Consider the following 15,818-nt stretch of genomic DNA (forward strand, 5'->3'; position numbering starts at 1 on the left):
GTGATTGCAGAGGTTCTTAGTTTTCCTAAATCACCATAGCGATAATTGTGATTCTTCTTGTTGCGCTGAGAGTTGATACAGTCCGACACCAATTAAGCGAAATTGAAAATGTTCAGGAATCTGCATTTCTGATAATAAAATTTGCACCACTTTTTGCATATCATGTTGTGAATTTAAAGCCTGTTTGAAGCTTTTACTGTGTTGTAAAACCTGAAAATTTTTAAGTTTTAATTTAACCGTCACTCCACGTGCTTGCATGTTTTTTTTATCTAAATTTCGCCATACACGCTCAATTAAATTGTCCCAATAGGGGCTACATTGTTCCAAAGTGAGATCATCATCAAAGGTGGTTTCATTGGAAATTTGTTGTCGTTGCCGTTCGGCTTGTACAGGACGCTCATCAATGCCTTGCGCATATAAAAATAATTGCTTGCCATATTTGCCAAAATGTTGAATGAGTATGTTTTCCTCGATTTTTTGTAAATCTCCGAGTGTTTCTAAGTTTAGATTTTTAAGTTTTTCTTGCGTGACCTTGCCAACACCTGGAATTTTATTGAGTGGTAGATCATGAATGAAATGTTGTACTTGGCTTGGTTTTATGATGCAAATTCCATTCGGTTTATGCCAGTCAGAGGCAATTTTCGCGAGGAATTTATTGGGCGCAACACCTGCGGACGCCGTCAGTCCTGTGATACGAAAAATATCAGCACGGATCCTTTCAGCAACTTCGGTCGCACTGGGAATATTGTGTAAATTTTCAGTCACATCTAAATAGGCTTCATCTAAAGATAAGGGTTCAATGAGAGGGGTGTAGTATTGGAAAATTTGATGAATTTGTGCTGAAACTTCTCGATATTTTTCAAAATGAGGTTCGATGACGACAACTTGAGGACACAGTTTTTTGGCTTGTGACATCGACATGGCAGAACGTAGTCCAAACTGACGAGCAGGGTAGGATGCTGCGGCAATTACCGCCCGTGGGTGATGCGAGGAAATGACAACAGGTAAGTGTCTGAGGTCTGGGCGTTCACGCAATTCTACTGAAGCGTAGAAAGCGTCCATATCAATATGAATGATTTTTCGCATACATGCTCAAGTCAAAGCGACGAGATAGATTTTATCTTAACTGAATTGGAAGGAGGACTCATCTTTAAAATTTGTATGTGTCATATTTTATTGCATTAAGGTTTTACATGGTTGCTTTGCAAAAATTGCTGCCATTGTGTTTCATCACCATAAAAAACATTTAAATCTACATTTTTATTGATACCTGAAATTTTGCTTTGATTGGTCGTTTGCCAAAATGTCCAAGGTCTTTTGTCTTTTAGGTCTGGCTTATCGTGGTATTCACGAATCCAAATCGGGGTGGTTTGAAATTCACCGATTAAAATAATATTGTAAAAATTTTTAGAAGTATAAAAAATGGGTTGTTTACCATAATGCTGTTGTAAACGGTCATGCATGGTTTTGATTTGTTTGAGCAGTTGTTCTTTCGTAAACATATTGATGCAGTTACTGTCATATTCTAAATCGATGACGGGCGGTAGCGCATCAGGCTTGTTTGGCACAGTTTCAATAAAATTTTGCGCTTGAATCTCACCCTCACGGCACAGACGGAAAAAATGATAAGCACCTACCCGCATGCCACGTTCTCGTGCTTTGAGCCAATAGTTTTGGAATTGTGTATCTTTAAAATCGCCGCCTTCTGTGGCTTTGAGATAGACGAATTGATATTGTTGTGGTGAAATTTTTTGCCAATTAATTTGCCCTTGATGATGTGACACATCAAAACCTTGAATTGGATAAGGCTCAGCAGCGGCAATCTTAATCTGTAACATGATCAAAATGAAGCCGATCACACAGCACAGTATCAGCATGATCAATGCGATGCGATGACGAGTGAGCTTTGTGGTCTTGGCTGAGTTTTTGAGCATTGTCATTCTAAAAGAGGCGAGATTTATAGTTTAACGTGAACGGTTTGGCAAAACCATGACCATGATGAGCTATCTTTTAAATCGCCTGATCTTTAGGGATCTGATAGAAAATGATAGCAGTAAAAATGTTGATTAAACCTAAACAAATCAAAGTGTAATGAAAGGCTTGTGTAACCTGTGCTTCACCTAAAAAGTGCGTGAACACATTGAGTAAGGTTCCTGCTAAAGCAATTCCGATACTCATCGAGAGCATCATGATCATGGACAAAAAACTATTACCACTGCTGGCATCTTGTTGAGGTAAGTCTTTGAGGGTTAATGTATTCATGGCAACAAACTGTAAAGAATTTAGCGTGCCAAAAACAAAGAAATGTAATGCTCTTAGCCATGTTGGTGTGTCTGCTGTGGTCAGTGCAAAACTTGCAATACATGCACCGACCAAAAAAGTATTGATCAGTAAGAATTTTCGATAACCCATTTTAGAGATGATCGGACGGATGATCGGTTTAGAAAAGAGCGAGCCCAATACGATGGGTGTCAGCATAAGGCCGGTCATCAGTGGTTCCATCTGAAAAGCCACTTGCAACATCAAAGGTAAAATAAATGGAATTGCATTGCTGCCGAAACGTGCAAAGAAATTGCCCAAAATGCCAAGGGCATAGATTTTATTCTTAAATAATTTACTGCGAAATAGTGCATTTTGATGGGTATGGGCGTGATAGGCATAGATTATGGCGGCAATCAAACCGCTTATCAATAAAGCAAGACTGACGCTTTTTGAAACTTCACGACTTGCAATATTTTCAATACCCAATGCCATACCTACCATCGCAATGACCAATAAAATAAAGCCACTGAAGTCAAACTTTTTCACTGAAGGTTCGGTGGCATTGGGCATGGCTTTAAAAGTAACAAATATGCCTAACAGTCCAATGGGTAAATTGATCAGGAAAATCCAATGCCATGAAGCAAACTCTACCAACCAACCACCTAAAGTTGGTCCCATGAGTGGTCCCATTAAACCCGCCAAACTCATTAAACTCATCGCAGACAAAAACTGTTCACGGGGAATAATGCGTAACATTGCCAAACGACCAACCGGCAGGAGCAATGCACCACCAATACCTTGTAGTACTCGAAATGCAATTAAAGTATTGAAACTACTTGAAAATGCACAACCGAGAGAGGCGAGTGTAAAAATCACAATGGCAGCAAAGAAAACATTTCTCACACCAAAACGATCAGCAAGCCAGCCACTGAGTGGAATACAGGCTGCAACGGATAGTACATAACTGATCACCACACCATGCATGCGTAATGGATCTTCCTGCAAACTTTCTGCCATAGAGGGGAGTGCAGTATTGATAATGGTGGTGTCTAAACCTTGCATGAAAAAGCCAATGGACACCAAAAAGACCAATAGATAAAACTCAGGCTGTAATTTTTGATGCGATGGCGTGGTGGTCATAGCTCTGCAAAAGTTAGATTTTTTAATATTCTAAAGTAAACGTTATATGAAAGCTGTAAAAAGCATGTTTGGTTTTGGGTGAATAAATGCTCATCATTTCATTAAGGGGGGGCATGATAACCACAATCCACAGATCTATTGAGCGACTGTGTATACAATAGGCCTAAAACTTGATCCCACTGGTTTTTGCATATGGTGTTAACAAGGTAGTGTATTCGATCTATTATTTTAATCATTATTTATCATTTTCAAATGCTTATAACTATTATTTCTGCGTTTTTCTTTTGATTTTTGCAGAATATGAGAAATTTAAATTTTGTAAATTCATAAAAGTGTCATAATCTCGCATACTTTATCAAATTGAAGAATGTCGTATATGCGTCTACATAAAGGTATGGCACTGTGAGCATTGATATTTTAATGATCATTGGCTTTTGTTTAGCAGCTTATTCAATTGTGGGCAACGACGTACCACAGACTTTAGGAACATTTATTTCCTCCAATGCTCATCGTCCTTGGTGGATGTTATGGTTATATACTAGTACGATTTTAACCCTTGTACTGCTGTATGGCTGGTGGGTATCAGGTGTGGGGGATGCATCTTATGGGCGATTAGAAACGATTCCATTTCCCAAAGAGGGCATGACATGGTTGTATGTGATTCCACCTCTCATTTTGTTATTTCTTACGCGTTTTGGTATTCCTGTCAGTACTACATTTTTAGTACTCACCATTTTTTCACCAAGCAGTTTGAGTGCCATGCTGACGAAGTCGATGATGGGATATGCCGTTGCATTTGTTGCGGCTATTTTGATTTATCGTTTTGTGGTGAAAAAAGTCACGATTTATTTTAGTGAAACACGACATGAACCCACACCCAAAACGTGGATTGCCATTCAGTGGGTAGCAACAGGCTTTTTATGGAGTCAGTGGTTAATTCAAGATTTGGCAAATATCTTCGTTTATGTACCGCGTGTTGTGCCGTTGTGGTTTATGTTATTTGCGATCGTGGTATTTATTACGTTACTTGGCGTAGTGTTCTATCAGCGTGGTGGGGCAATTCAAAATATCATTGATACCAAAACTGGAGTGCAAGATGTGCGCTCTGCAACCATTATTGACTTTATGTATGCATTCATTCTTTTGATTTTTAAAGAAGTGAGCAATATTCCCATGAGTACGACATGGGTGTTTTTAGGTTTGCTGGCAGGGCGTGAGTTTGCTATGGCAATGCATTTAAACGAAGTCAATAAGTATCGGACGTCTCGTAATGTCAGTAAGGATGCAATGAAATTAATGTTTGGTTTGGTGGTCAGTATTTTATTAGCAACGGCATTGCCATGGTTATATGGTTGGATCACATCTTAAATATTGAAATTAAAAAATCGAGTCGTTGGCTCGATTTTTTGTTTGACTGCTTTGTCTAAAAGTTTAAATCACAAATTTTTTCGGTGCATGTAAATTACGAATGGCAGAGAAAATTTCATCTTCTGTTTCACAAACGATTAATTTTGCACGGTGTTGTGGCGGTAAAAAACCTTCCTGAACTGCATGATCAAGCTGTGCAATCATGTGGTTATAAAAACCATTGACGTTATATAACATCATTGGTTTTTGGTGTTGATTAAGTTGCCCCCAAGTGGCAATTTCTAAAATTTCTTCAAATGTTCCTAAACCGCCAGGTAGCGCAACAAAAGCACTCGCACGCTCTGCCATCATGGCTTTTCGAGCATGCATATTTTTAACAATATGTAATTCCGTTAGATTTTTATGCGCAACTTCATAGTCCAACATAAACTCAGGAATGACGCCAACAACTTCTCCGCCATGTTCAGTGACTGTATCTGCAACTTGTCCCATCAAGCCAATACTTGCACCACCATAGACAATACCAAAACCATGTTCAGCAATACCGGTTGCCAAATGAATGGCTTTTTCTTGATAAATCGGGTGATGACCAAAGCGTGAACCACAATAGAGCGCAATTAAAACTTGTGTTGTTTGATGTTCGGCTAATAGAGTTGGATCAAGTGGATTGCTTAATGCATTATTCATAAATTATTTTTCACCTTCATCATTAAATCTTTATTTTTCATTATGATTCTACGCCATAAATATGACAAGGTTGTATGCAGTTATGTTTTGTTTGCAATGTTTTGTAATGTATTGTGTTTGAATTTACTGTGAAAAGCCTGATTTATAGAGATTTTGAAAAAAAGGATGAATTCCTAAAGAGTCTTGATATAATTGGCATCTGTTTTACAACAAACAAATGAATCAACATGGGTAGTGGTTGTCATCGCTCCGAAAAAACATATTCTTCTCACATAACAAAAGTATTCCATCCATTGAATCTAAGCTGCAGTTTACGCAAAAGCATCGTGCTTCTCTGGTCTAGAGAGGTACAGTCATGATTTTAGAATGGATGTCCGATCCTTCCGCATGGGTGGGTTTGGCAACGCTTGTGGTCCTAGAAATCGTTCTTGGGATTGATAACCTTGTTTTTATTGCAATTCTTGCAGAAAAATTGCCCCCTGAACAACGTAATAAAGCACGTATTTTAGGGCTAATGCTCGCATTGTGTATGCGGATGGTCTTGTTAGCGTCCATTGCATGGGTAATTACGCTGACCAATCCTTTATTCTATATTTTAGAACATCCATTTTCAGGGCGAGATTTGATTCTACTGTTTGGTGGTGTGTTCCTACTGTTTAAAGGCACAATGGAACTGCGAGAACAGCTCGAAAGTCATGGTCCGATCAAAGAAGAAAATCCTGTACATGCCGCTTTTTGGATGGTAATTGTTCAGATCGTGGTATTGGATGCAGTATTTTCATTAGACAGTGTCATTACTGCCGTGGGCATGGTGAAAGAACTCTCTGTGATGATGATTGCAGTTGTAATCGCCGTGGGCATCATGCTATGGGCATCTAAGCCATTGATGGAGTTTGTGAATAAGCATCCAACCATCGTGATTTTATGTTTATGTTTCTTGATGATGATCGGCTTCTCGCTCATTGTGGAAGGATTTGGTTATCACATTCCAAAAGGCTACTTATATGCAGCGATTGGTTTCTCAGTCATGATTGAGTTCTTTAACCAAACCATGCGTAAAAACCAAGAAAAATCAGTAACGACTACAGATTTACGCTTTCGTACAGCTTCCGCAGTGATGCGTATGTTAGGTGGAAAAAGTGCGGCAAGTTCTGATATTCAAAGTCATAAGCCTGAAGATGTTCTTGCGACACAAGCTTTAGCTGATGAAATCTTTGATTCAGAAAATAGTGCTTATCATAGTGTCATGGTGCAAGGTGTTTTAGGTTTATCTGAGCGTCCTGTAAAGTCAGTGATGACACCACGTCCAGAGCTAGAGTGGTTAGATTTAGATGAAGATGAAGCCACTATTAAAGCAAATTTAATGTCGATGGCACATTCACGTTTGATCTTGGCACATGGTGAATTGGACAATATCGCAGGGATTGTACCCACCCATAAAGTACTCAACGATTATATTGAAACGGGTATTTTAGATTTCGAAAAACATTTACGAGAGCCTGTAATTGTGCACGAAAATGCACAAGTATTGATGGTGATGGAGCAATTACGTCAAGCTCCTTTACAGATGGCAATTGTACTGAATGAATATGGTTCAATCGAAGGGATTGCTACACCCATCGATGTGTTAGAAGCGATCGCAGGTGAATTCCCTGATGAAGATGAATTAGAGGCTGCAGCTGAAAGTTTAGAAGATGGTTCATTGATGCTTGAAGGGTCAACTGACATTCGTCATGTGTCTTTACTTTTAGGACGAGATCTTGTTGATGAGTCTGAACAATATTCAACACTGTCTGGCTATATTTTATTTCACTTAGGTCGTTTGCCTGAAAGTGGTGTGAAGTTTGAAGCAGATGGCTATATGTTTGAAGTGGTCACAATGGATGGACATAAGATTGATAAAGTTCATATTGTGCCCTTGGAAAAACCACAAGATGATGATTGATCGTTTTAAATCATCTTCTCTGCAATAAGCTGCCGTGTGCAGCTTATTTTTTTGTTTGAAAAATAGCTTGTATTGCACTCTTATCATCATCTTTGCAATTGATCTGCATTTTGAAAGTGATTTTTTATAAGCGCCATTTTCTGGTTGGTGATGCGATTGTATGAAGCGATATGAGCTATGTCGTTTACTTGTTCTTGCATTCACGCTAAGGTCATTGTTTGAAATTAGAAAAGAATATAGCGAACGTAAACGAAGGGTTTTGATTTTAAAATTATAAAAAATATATGTTTAGCAATTTTTTGCAATAAGCGAAAGGCTGATAACTATACTGATTTTAAGTGTATTCATTAATGCTCTTTTTAATTTTTTATTTGATATTTACATAGGGTAATAAAAAAGAGCGTATATCAAATACGCTCTTTTTATGCATGCCTTATAGCAGTTTATTGCACTTCATTGATCAATTTTTCTAAAGAATCATGTGATTCTTGATGATTAGAGGATTGAGAGTGCGAATTATTCATCGCAGGTGGTGCTTGACGTGTAGGTGTTAATACGCGCTCTACATCATTACTTTGGCCTGGTAAATCATCAAAGTCATTGGATGGATTACGAACAGGTGCCACAGGTGCAGGACGATAAATAGGTCGTGCTAATGGTGGTGAGGTGCGATACTGTTCTTTCTTCGCTTGCGTATTTTCTCCATTTTCAGATAGACCACGTTGTTCTCTTGAAACTGGGTCTTTAGCATTTTTATCGAAATGTACCCATGCTGATGGTGTCCCTTCGAGAGCTTTACCCATGAAGTTAGTCCAAATTGGAAGTGCAGCAATACCACCGTATTCACGGCGACCAAGGGTTGATGGTTTATCAAAACCCACCCAAGCAATCGTCACTAACTTACCATTAAACCCAGCAAACCAAGCATCTTTTGCATCATTGGTTGTACCTGTTTTCCCGCCAATATCACTACGACCAATTTTCAATGCAGCACGACCTGTACCATGTACAATAACATCACGCAAAATATTGGCCATATCATAAGCAGATTGTGATTTTAAAATACGTTGTGCTTGACGATATTGGCTTTGCTCTTCTTTACTGAGCGCTTTAGGCGCAGGTGTTTCTTCTACAGTTTGATTGGTCATTTCAATGACTTCATCATCAGGGGTTGTTGCTTCTGCATCAACATCTGTATCTTTTTCATTAATACATGAGATACATGCATATTCAGGTTTGGCTTCATAGATGGTTTTGCCATATGCATCTTCAATACGGCTGATGAAATGCGGTTGTACACGATACCCACCATTGGCAATTGCAGCATAACCTGTTGCCATTTGCACAGGCAAAACTTGCGGTGTACCTAAAGCAATGGTGAAGTTACGTGGAATTTGATCCTCTTGTAAACCAAAGTCCATTAATAATTGACGTGCACGCTCTACACCAACACTTTGCAATAAACGTACTGATACCGTATTTCGTGATAAATACAACGCTCGGCGCAAAGGAATCATACCCAAATAACGACCATCTGAGTTTTTCGGTGTCCAACGTCCGATGGTAATAGGATTATCATTCACCATACTATAAGGTGTCATACCGCGCTCAAGTGCCAATGCATAGATGAAAGGCTTAATTGTAGAACCAGGTTGACGCCAACCTTGTAAAGCTCGATTAAATTTAGATTGATAAAAGTTATAACCACCGACAATGGCCTCGATCGCACCATCATTCGGATTGATTGCAATCAATTGTCCCTGAACTTTAGGCACTTGAACCAATGCCCACGCAGTTTTTTCATCATTAGGACGTAAACGAATAATATCTTTGACTTTGACAATCTGTGATGCACGGCTATATCCACCACCAACGCTATTGGCATTACGATATGGACGGACCCATGACATGCCTGACCAAGGAACAGTGACTTTAGAGCCATCTTGCATTAGCGCATCAAAACTATTGGCATAGACTTTAACCACTTCAGCAGGATAGGTGTTCGCATATGGTAAAAACTCATTAAGAGGCTTATCATGTGCTTCTGGACCACGCCAACCATGACGACGGTCATAATCTTCTAAGCCTTTTTGTACAGCATCTTCAGCATATTGTTGACGTTTGCTATCAATCGTCGTATAGACTTTATAGCCAGAATCTACTGCAATTTCGCCAAATTTTTCAACCAATTCGGAACGAACCATTTCACCAACATATGGAAACTTATTGTTTATACCACGGTCAGGCATACTCAAGCTGACAGGTTCTGCTACAGCTTTGTTGTATTGTGCTTGATTGATATACCCCAATTGCAACATACGTCCTAAAATCCAATTACGGCGTTCTAAAGCACGTTCAGGATTAGCAACAGGATTATATTTTGAAGGTGCTTTGGGTAATCCAGCAATCATTGCCATCTGCGCAATACTGAGTTGATCTAAGCTCTTGTCATAATAAATTTTTGCTGCCGCTGCGATCCCATAAGCATTTTTACCTAAAAAGATTTTATTGACATAAAGTGTCATAATTTCTTCTTTTGATAAATTTTGTTCAATCTTTCTTGCTAAAAAAACTTCTGTTAATTTTCGTTTTAAAGTACGTTCAGGTGATAAATAATAATTCTTAGCCACCTGCATGGTGATCGTTGAACCACCTGTTTGTGCACCACCAGTGACAGATTCACTGACAGCACGCCCTAAACCTTTAAAACTTACACCGCTATGTTCAAAAAAAGATGAATCTTCAGCAGCCAAGAACGCATGAATAAAGTTTTTTGGGATTTGATTGTATTCAACGGGTACAGAAAGTTTGCCACCATATTCCGCAATTAATTGATTATCCGCAGTATATACCTGCATAGGTTTAAGTAATGGCGCCTTTTTTAAAGAGCTCATTTCTGGTAAAGATGGTGCAATATAGAGGTACATTCCATAAAAACCCATCGGGATTGCTATTAAAATAATGATAATCAGCAAAAAAAATGGATGAACATACCCTGATCGAGATAGCTTTTTCATAACAAGTAAGTTTTAATAAGAGCTAATAGCAAACTAATTGATGGTCAGTATAGCTTTTCGTTTAGCAGATTGTTAGATGACTTATTGTATCTATAAAAAATTTAGACCAATTGCAATCAGTTTGTGACGTTTTTGGGGATAAAAATAATAGGAATTCTGTCGTGCTTAGAATAAGTCGTAAGCAAGTTAAGGGGCTTATAGGGGTAGATATCAGTTCAACCTCTGTAAAGATATTAGAACTCTCTGTTAAAAACGGTCGTTATTGGGTGGAAAGCTATGGATTAAGTCCATTGTTAGATGGAAGTGTGGTTGAGAAGAATATTCTCAACCCAGAAGCAGTTTCGGATGCTTTAGAGCGTGCGATGAATATTGCCAATCCTCAATCCACGAATGCGGCTGTAGCAGTGACTAACTCTATGGTGATTCAAAAAGTCATTGAAATGGATGCAGACATGAACGATGAAGAACGCGAAGTTCAAATTCGTATGGATGCAGAGCAATATATTCCATTCCCATTAGATGAAGTCAGTCTAGACTTTGAGGTTTTACCTGACAAGTTACCTAACCCAAATCGGGTGAATGTATTGCTTGTTGCAACACGTACTGAAAATGTCGACTCGCGCGTTGAAGTACTTGAGATTACTGGATTGACTGCAAAAGTGGTTGATACAGAGAGCTATTGCATGGAGCGTGCCTTTGAAGTATTCGCGGATACTTTACCTATTGGCGCGAATATGGTCGGGATCTTAGATATCGGGCATACCATGACTACACTGTCTGTCATGCAAAACGGTAAAATTATCTATACGCGTGAACAAGTCTTTGGGGGGAAACAGCTGACCCAAGATGTACAAGCGCGTTATGGTCTTTCTTATGAAGAAGCGGGCCGTGCCAAAAAAGATCGCTCATTGCCTGATGACTATGAAACAGAAGTGTTGATTCCATTTTTGGAAGCTGTTGTTCAACAAGCAGCACGCTCATTACAATTCTTTTTCTCATCCTCTCAATTTAATGAAATTGATCATATTTTATTGGCTGGAGGCAATGCCAATATTCCAGGACTTGCGAAATTATTACAACAAAAATTGGGTTATCGAGTCACTGTGGCAAATCCTTTCTTACAAATGGGTTTTTCACCACAAATCGATTTGAAAAAAATAGAAAATGATGCACCTTCCTTAATGGTCGCATGTGGCTTAGCAATGAGGAGTTTTGATTAATGGCAAAGATTAATTTACTCCCATGGCGTGAAGAACTAAGAGAACAACGAAAAAAGCAATTTGTTGCGATTAGTATTGGAATCGCTGTATTGGGGTTTATCATCGTATTATTGGCTTGGATGTATTTTAATCAAAGATTAGATGATCAAGAACAAGCAAATCAATTGGTTACTAGCACTAATCAGAACTTGGATACGCAATTAAAAACATTAGATGGTTTGCAAGAACAGCGTAATGCGATTATTGAACGTATGAAACTAATTCAAGGTTTACAAGGGCAGCGTCCTGTAACTGTGCGTTTAGTGGATGAGTTAGTTCGTGTTGTACCACCTGCAATGTATATCACTAAATTTAGTCGGACTGGAGATAAGTTTACCATTGAAGGTAAAGCAGAAAGTCCAAATACGGTCGCAGATTTTTTACGTGGTTTAGAAGCATCAGAATGGTATCGAAATGCCTTCATGAATTCATTCTTGGCGGCAGAAGAAAACAAAAATAAACCAGCGACTTCGGTTGTCCCGAGAGCTGAAGAATCTTATGGAAGTTTTGTTGTGAGTGTGGATATCGGGGAAATTGCACAAGCGGCGAAACCTGATGCAGAACAAGCACAAGCAGCTGGAGGTGCTAAATGAGTCGTTTAGATCTTGAAAAAGCAGATTCAGTCAAAGATACTCCGCAAAAGAAAAAAATGTCTGTAGATAAATTTTTTCAGCAATTTAATACTTTAGATATGAATAACTACGGGAGCTGGCCAATTTCGGTCAAAATTACCTGTTGGTTATTTATCCTATTTGTCGTGTGTGCAATTGGTTATTTTCTGGTGATCAAACCAAAACTTGATGCGATTGATTCAGCGCGTGCACAAGAACAAACCTTATTAAATGAATTTAAAGAAAAAGATTCAAAACTTAGAAACCTTCAACAATATCAAGCACAATTGCAGCAAATGCAAATGGACTTTACACAACAGTTGGAGCAGTTGCCGAAAGAAACTGAAATCCCAGGTTTGGTTGAAGATATTAACGTCACAGGTGTGAGTTCTGGTTTGAAATTTAAAAACATCAGACTCGAAGATGAAATTCAGCAAGAATTTTTTATTGAACAACCGATTTCAATTGAAGCAACAGGCGATTATCATTCTTTTGGTGGTTTTGTGAGCAGTATTGCTGCTTTACCGCGAATTGTGACGTTGCATGATTTTACCATTACAGCTGAAGCGCCAAAAGATGCGAAGTCTGATGTGCCTTTAGTCAATTATGTTTTAAAAGCTAAGACTTATCGTTACATCGGTACAGATATTGAAACTACACCTGCTTCTGGTCAAGTCGCTTCTGATACAAGTACGACAGCAACAACGACTTCATCATCAGCAGCAAGTACAACTTCAAGCTCAAATAACTCTTCACAAACAACAAATAACAAGGGGAGAAGATAAGCATGAATTTATTTAAATTAATCAGTGGACTCTCTCTTGCTGTTTTATTGGTTGGATGTGATTCACGTATTGATGCAGTCAATCAACAAATGGCAGAAATTCGAAATCAACCGCCATTACCGATTGAACCTGCGCCGACTTTTGAGCCTGTGCCAAGCTTTAACTATTCTGCTCAACAATTACGCAGCCCATTTCTACCGAGTTCATTGGCAAATGAATTGAAAATTATGTCAGGGAAGCGTGTGTATCCAAACTTCTCAAGACAGCCACAACCTTTAGAAAGTTATGCACTTGAAACCTTAAGTTTTAAAGGCAGTATGAAATCAAATTCAGGGCAAATCGTGGGTCTAATTCAAACACCTGATAGAGAAGTAGAACGTGTGCAAATAGGCAACTATTTGGGAATGAATCAGGGGCGAATTATTTCAATCACTCCGACACGAATTGATTTATTAGAGATTATACCTGACGGGCGTGATGGTTATATTGAACGACCACGTAGTCTAGTCTTGATTGGTCAGTTAGATTGAGCATGAAGGAATAAAAATGAAAAATAGCATTAAAAACTTTTGGGGTGGGGACGGCATATTTATGAACACTTATTTACGTCAATTTTCAATGGCGGCAGTATCGATTGCGGTGATGCAAGCAGCTGCTGCACAAGTGACAATGACCAATGTAGTACCCATGCAACTACCTGGGCAAGGTACAGAAATTCGTGTCATGTTTAATGGTTTACCACCACAACCTCAAGCATACCAATTAGAGTCACCCTCTCGCTTAGTACTTGACTTTAATGATACGAAACAAGGATTAACACAAGCAGCAATTCCTGTGTCTACTTCAGAAGCTTCGGCAGTTAATGTTGCTTCGGATGCACAGCGTTCACGTTTGACTGTTAATCTCAATAATAAAAGTACTTTCACAACACGTGTTGAAGGCAATACTTTTATTTTAAAAATTAATAGTGCCAATCAAAGCAATACTCTTGAAAATTTTGCACCAGCAACAGCAAAATCTGCACAAGGTGTATCGGATATTGGCTTCCAACGTGGTAGCAAAGGTGAAGGTCAGGTGAGTATCAATTTGGCAGGTGTGAATACTCCTGTCGATGTACAACAACAGGGCAGTAAAGTTGTTGTGCGCGTGTTAGGTAATAAAATTCCGACACACTTAATTCGCCGTTTAAATGTCAATGATTTTGCAACACCTGTAGCAACTATTGATGCACACAATGATGGTAATAATGGTGTGATTACCATTCAGTCCACTGGTAGCTATGAATATATGGCATACCAAGCTGAAGATAAACTCACAGTCAGTCTGAAACGCCCTGAAGACACACGTCCAAACAAACCGAGTTCAAGTCAAACGTATACAGGTAAGAAAATCTCTTTAGACTTCCAAGATATTGAAGTACGCCGTGTATTGCAGTTATTGGCTGATTTTACCGGAGTAAACATGGTTGCTGCAGACTCTGTGCAAGGCAATATTACCTTACGTTTAAAAGATGTCCCTTGGGATCAGGCACTTGATATTATCCTGAAAACCAAAAACTTGGACAAACGCCGTAGTGGTGATGTGATTTGGATTGCACCTGTACCTGAGTTGATCAAGTCAGAAGAAGATGAAGCTAAAGCGATTGCGCAGAGCATTAAACTCGCACCGATTCAAACTGAATACATTCAACTCAGTTATGCCAAAGTTGCCGATGTACTAAAATTATTAGAGGATTCGCGCAACGTTAAAAATGCACAGACAAATGGCACTACAAATACTGACTCATTAGCACTTGAAAGTTTACTTAGTTCACGTGGTAGTGCTGTTGCAGATACACGAACCAATACATTGATTATCAATGATACTGCACAGAATATTGATAAAGTTCGTAAAATGGTCGATTTGCTTGATGTGTCTGTAAAGCAAGTGATGATTGAAGCACGTATTGTCCGTGCATCTACGGGTTTCTCGAAAGAGATGGGCGTAAAATGGGGGATTTTATCGCAAGGTGTACCACGTAATAATGACTTGCTGGTTGGTGGGAGTGACCAATCGCTTTGGGATTTAAAAACCCCTGATGATGATGGAAAAATTACCGTTACTCGTCCAGATAACCTAAACGTTGACTTAGGTGTGGCCAATGCTGCAGGTAAAATTGCATTTGGTTTGATTAGTTTGTCTGATTTTATGTTGGATTTAGAATTATCTGCTTTACAAGCAGATGGTTATGGTGAGGTAATTTCGACACCAAAAGTCATGACAGCAGATAAGCAAAAAGCGAAAGTGTCTTCAGGTCAACAAATTCCATATACCACAACAACAAATTCTGCTGCGGGTTCAACAGCAACCACTGAATTTAAAGATGCATTACTGAGTTTAGATGTGACACCAAGTATTACACCTGATGGGAAAGTTCAAATGCAATTGAACATTACCAGCGATTCACGTGGTGATACAGCACCAAATGGTGAAGTGATTTTAAATAAAAATGAAATCAATACCAATGTGCTTGTTGATAATGGTGAAACTGTGGTGTTAGGTGGTATTTTTGAACAAGAAACATCAAATAAAACGACGAAAGTTCCATTCTTTGGTGATTTACCTTATATCGGGCGTTTATTCCGTAATGATGCTAAAGTTGAAAACAAACGAGAGTTGTTAATCTTTGTGACTCCTCGAATTATTAATGACAGTCGTAGTAGAAATCATTAATATACTTTCAATGACAGCAATTCAATAGGTGA

11 protein-coding genes and 1 pseudogene are annotated in these 15,818 nt (G+C 38.8%); 7 read left to right on the forward strand and 5 right to left on the reverse strand.

Going from position 1 to position 15,818, the window contains the following annotated elements:
- Nucleotides 1-30: 30 nt before the first annotated feature.
- From dinB to mdtD, 3 genes are all read right to left on the reverse strand, one after another.
- Nucleotides 31-1,086: a DNA polymerase IV gene (gene dinB, locus G0028_RS01395; protein WP_130074418.1), complete on the reverse strand. Its 1,056-nt coding sequence runs from the start codon at nt 1,084-1,086 to the stop codon at nt 31-33.
- A 95-nt stretch (nt 1,087-1,181) separates the two neighbouring features.
- Nucleotides 1,182-1,934 (reverse strand): GH25 family lysozyme, encoded by a 753-nt coding sequence (locus tag G0028_RS01400; protein ID WP_130074419.1) that lies wholly within the window; start codon nt 1,932-1,934, stop codon nt 1,182-1,184.
- Between the two features lie 76 nt (nt 1,935-2,010).
- Nucleotides 2,011-3,402 carry a multidrug transporter subunit MdtD gene (gene mdtD / locus G0028_RS01405; RefSeq protein WP_180044978.1) on the reverse strand — a complete coding sequence of 464 codons (1,392 nt, stop codon included), beginning with the start codon at nt 3,400-3,402 and terminating at the stop codon, nt 2,011-2,013.
- Nucleotides 3,403-3,804: 402 nt separating this feature from the next.
- Between mdtD and G0028_RS01410 the strand changes: the two genes are divergently transcribed.
- Nucleotides 3,805-4,770, forward strand: a complete 966-nt coding sequence (locus G0028_RS01410; protein ID WP_180044977.1) for a hypothetical protein — start codon at nt 3,805-3,807, stop codon at nt 4,768-4,770.
- 63 nt (nt 4,771-4,833) lie between these two features.
- On the opposite strand, the gene G0028_RS01415 is transcribed toward G0028_RS01410, so the two are convergent.
- Nucleotides 4,834-5,457, reverse strand: a complete 624-nt coding sequence (locus G0028_RS01415; protein WP_174493488.1) for a TIGR00730 family Rossman fold protein — start codon at nt 5,455-5,457, stop codon at nt 4,834-4,836.
- A gap of 355 nt (nt 5,458-5,812) precedes the next feature.
- Here G0028_RS01415 and G0028_RS01420 point away from each other — a divergent pair, with 355 nt between their 5' ends.
- Nucleotides 5,813-7,402, forward strand: a complete 1,590-nt coding sequence (locus tag G0028_RS01420; protein WP_180044976.1) for a TerC family protein — start codon at nt 5,813-5,815, stop codon at nt 7,400-7,402.
- A gap of 443 nt (nt 7,403-7,845) precedes the next feature.
- On the opposite strand, the gene ponA is transcribed toward G0028_RS01420, so the two are convergent.
- On the reverse strand, nt 7,846-10,419 hold the full coding sequence (gene ponA, locus G0028_RS01425; RefSeq protein ID WP_174493486.1) for a penicillin-binding protein PBP1a: 2,574 nt from the start codon (nt 10,417-10,419) through the stop codon (nt 7,846-7,848).
- Between the two features lie 161 nt (nt 10,420-10,580).
- Here ponA and G0028_RS01430 point away from each other — a divergent pair, with 161 nt between their 5' ends.
- From G0028_RS01430 to pilQ, 5 genes and pseudogenes are all read left to right on the forward strand, one after another.
- The gene (locus tag G0028_RS01430; RefSeq protein ID WP_130074425.1) at nt 10,581-11,639 is read left to right on the forward strand and encodes a pilus assembly protein PilM; all 1,059 of its coding nucleotides are present in this window, start codon (nt 10,581-10,583) and stop codon (nt 11,637-11,639) included.
- A complete protein-coding gene (locus G0028_RS01435) occupies nt 11,639-12,271 on the forward strand; it encodes a PilN domain-containing protein (RefSeq protein WP_130074426.1) in 633 nt (210 codons plus the stop codon). Before G0028_RS01430 ends, G0028_RS01435 begins: the two co-directional genes overlap by 1 nt.
- Nucleotides 12,268-12,931, forward strand: a pseudogene (locus G0028_RS01440) (type 4a pilus biogenesis protein PilO); the annotation flags it as partial. The gene G0028_RS01435 and the pseudogene G0028_RS01440, both read left to right, overlap by 4 nt.
- Before the next feature lie 145 nt (nt 12,932-13,076).
- Nucleotides 13,077-13,604 carry a pilus assembly protein PilP gene (locus G0028_RS01445; protein ID WP_130074428.1) on the forward strand — a complete coding sequence of 176 codons (528 nt, stop codon included), beginning with the start codon at nt 13,077-13,079 and terminating at the stop codon, nt 13,602-13,604.
- A gap of 16 nt (nt 13,605-13,620) precedes the next feature.
- Nucleotides 13,621-15,786, forward strand: a complete 2,166-nt coding sequence (pilQ, locus tag G0028_RS01450; protein ID WP_180044974.1) for a type IV pilus secretin PilQ family protein — start codon at nt 13,621-13,623, stop codon at nt 15,784-15,786.
- The last annotated feature ends 32 nt before the right edge of the window (nt 15,787-15,818 follow it).

The organism is Acinetobacter piscicola, from assembly GCF_015218165.1.
In the GTDB taxonomy this organism is placed as follows: Bacteria; Pseudomonadota; Gammaproteobacteria; order Pseudomonadales; family Moraxellaceae; genus Acinetobacter; species Acinetobacter piscicola_A.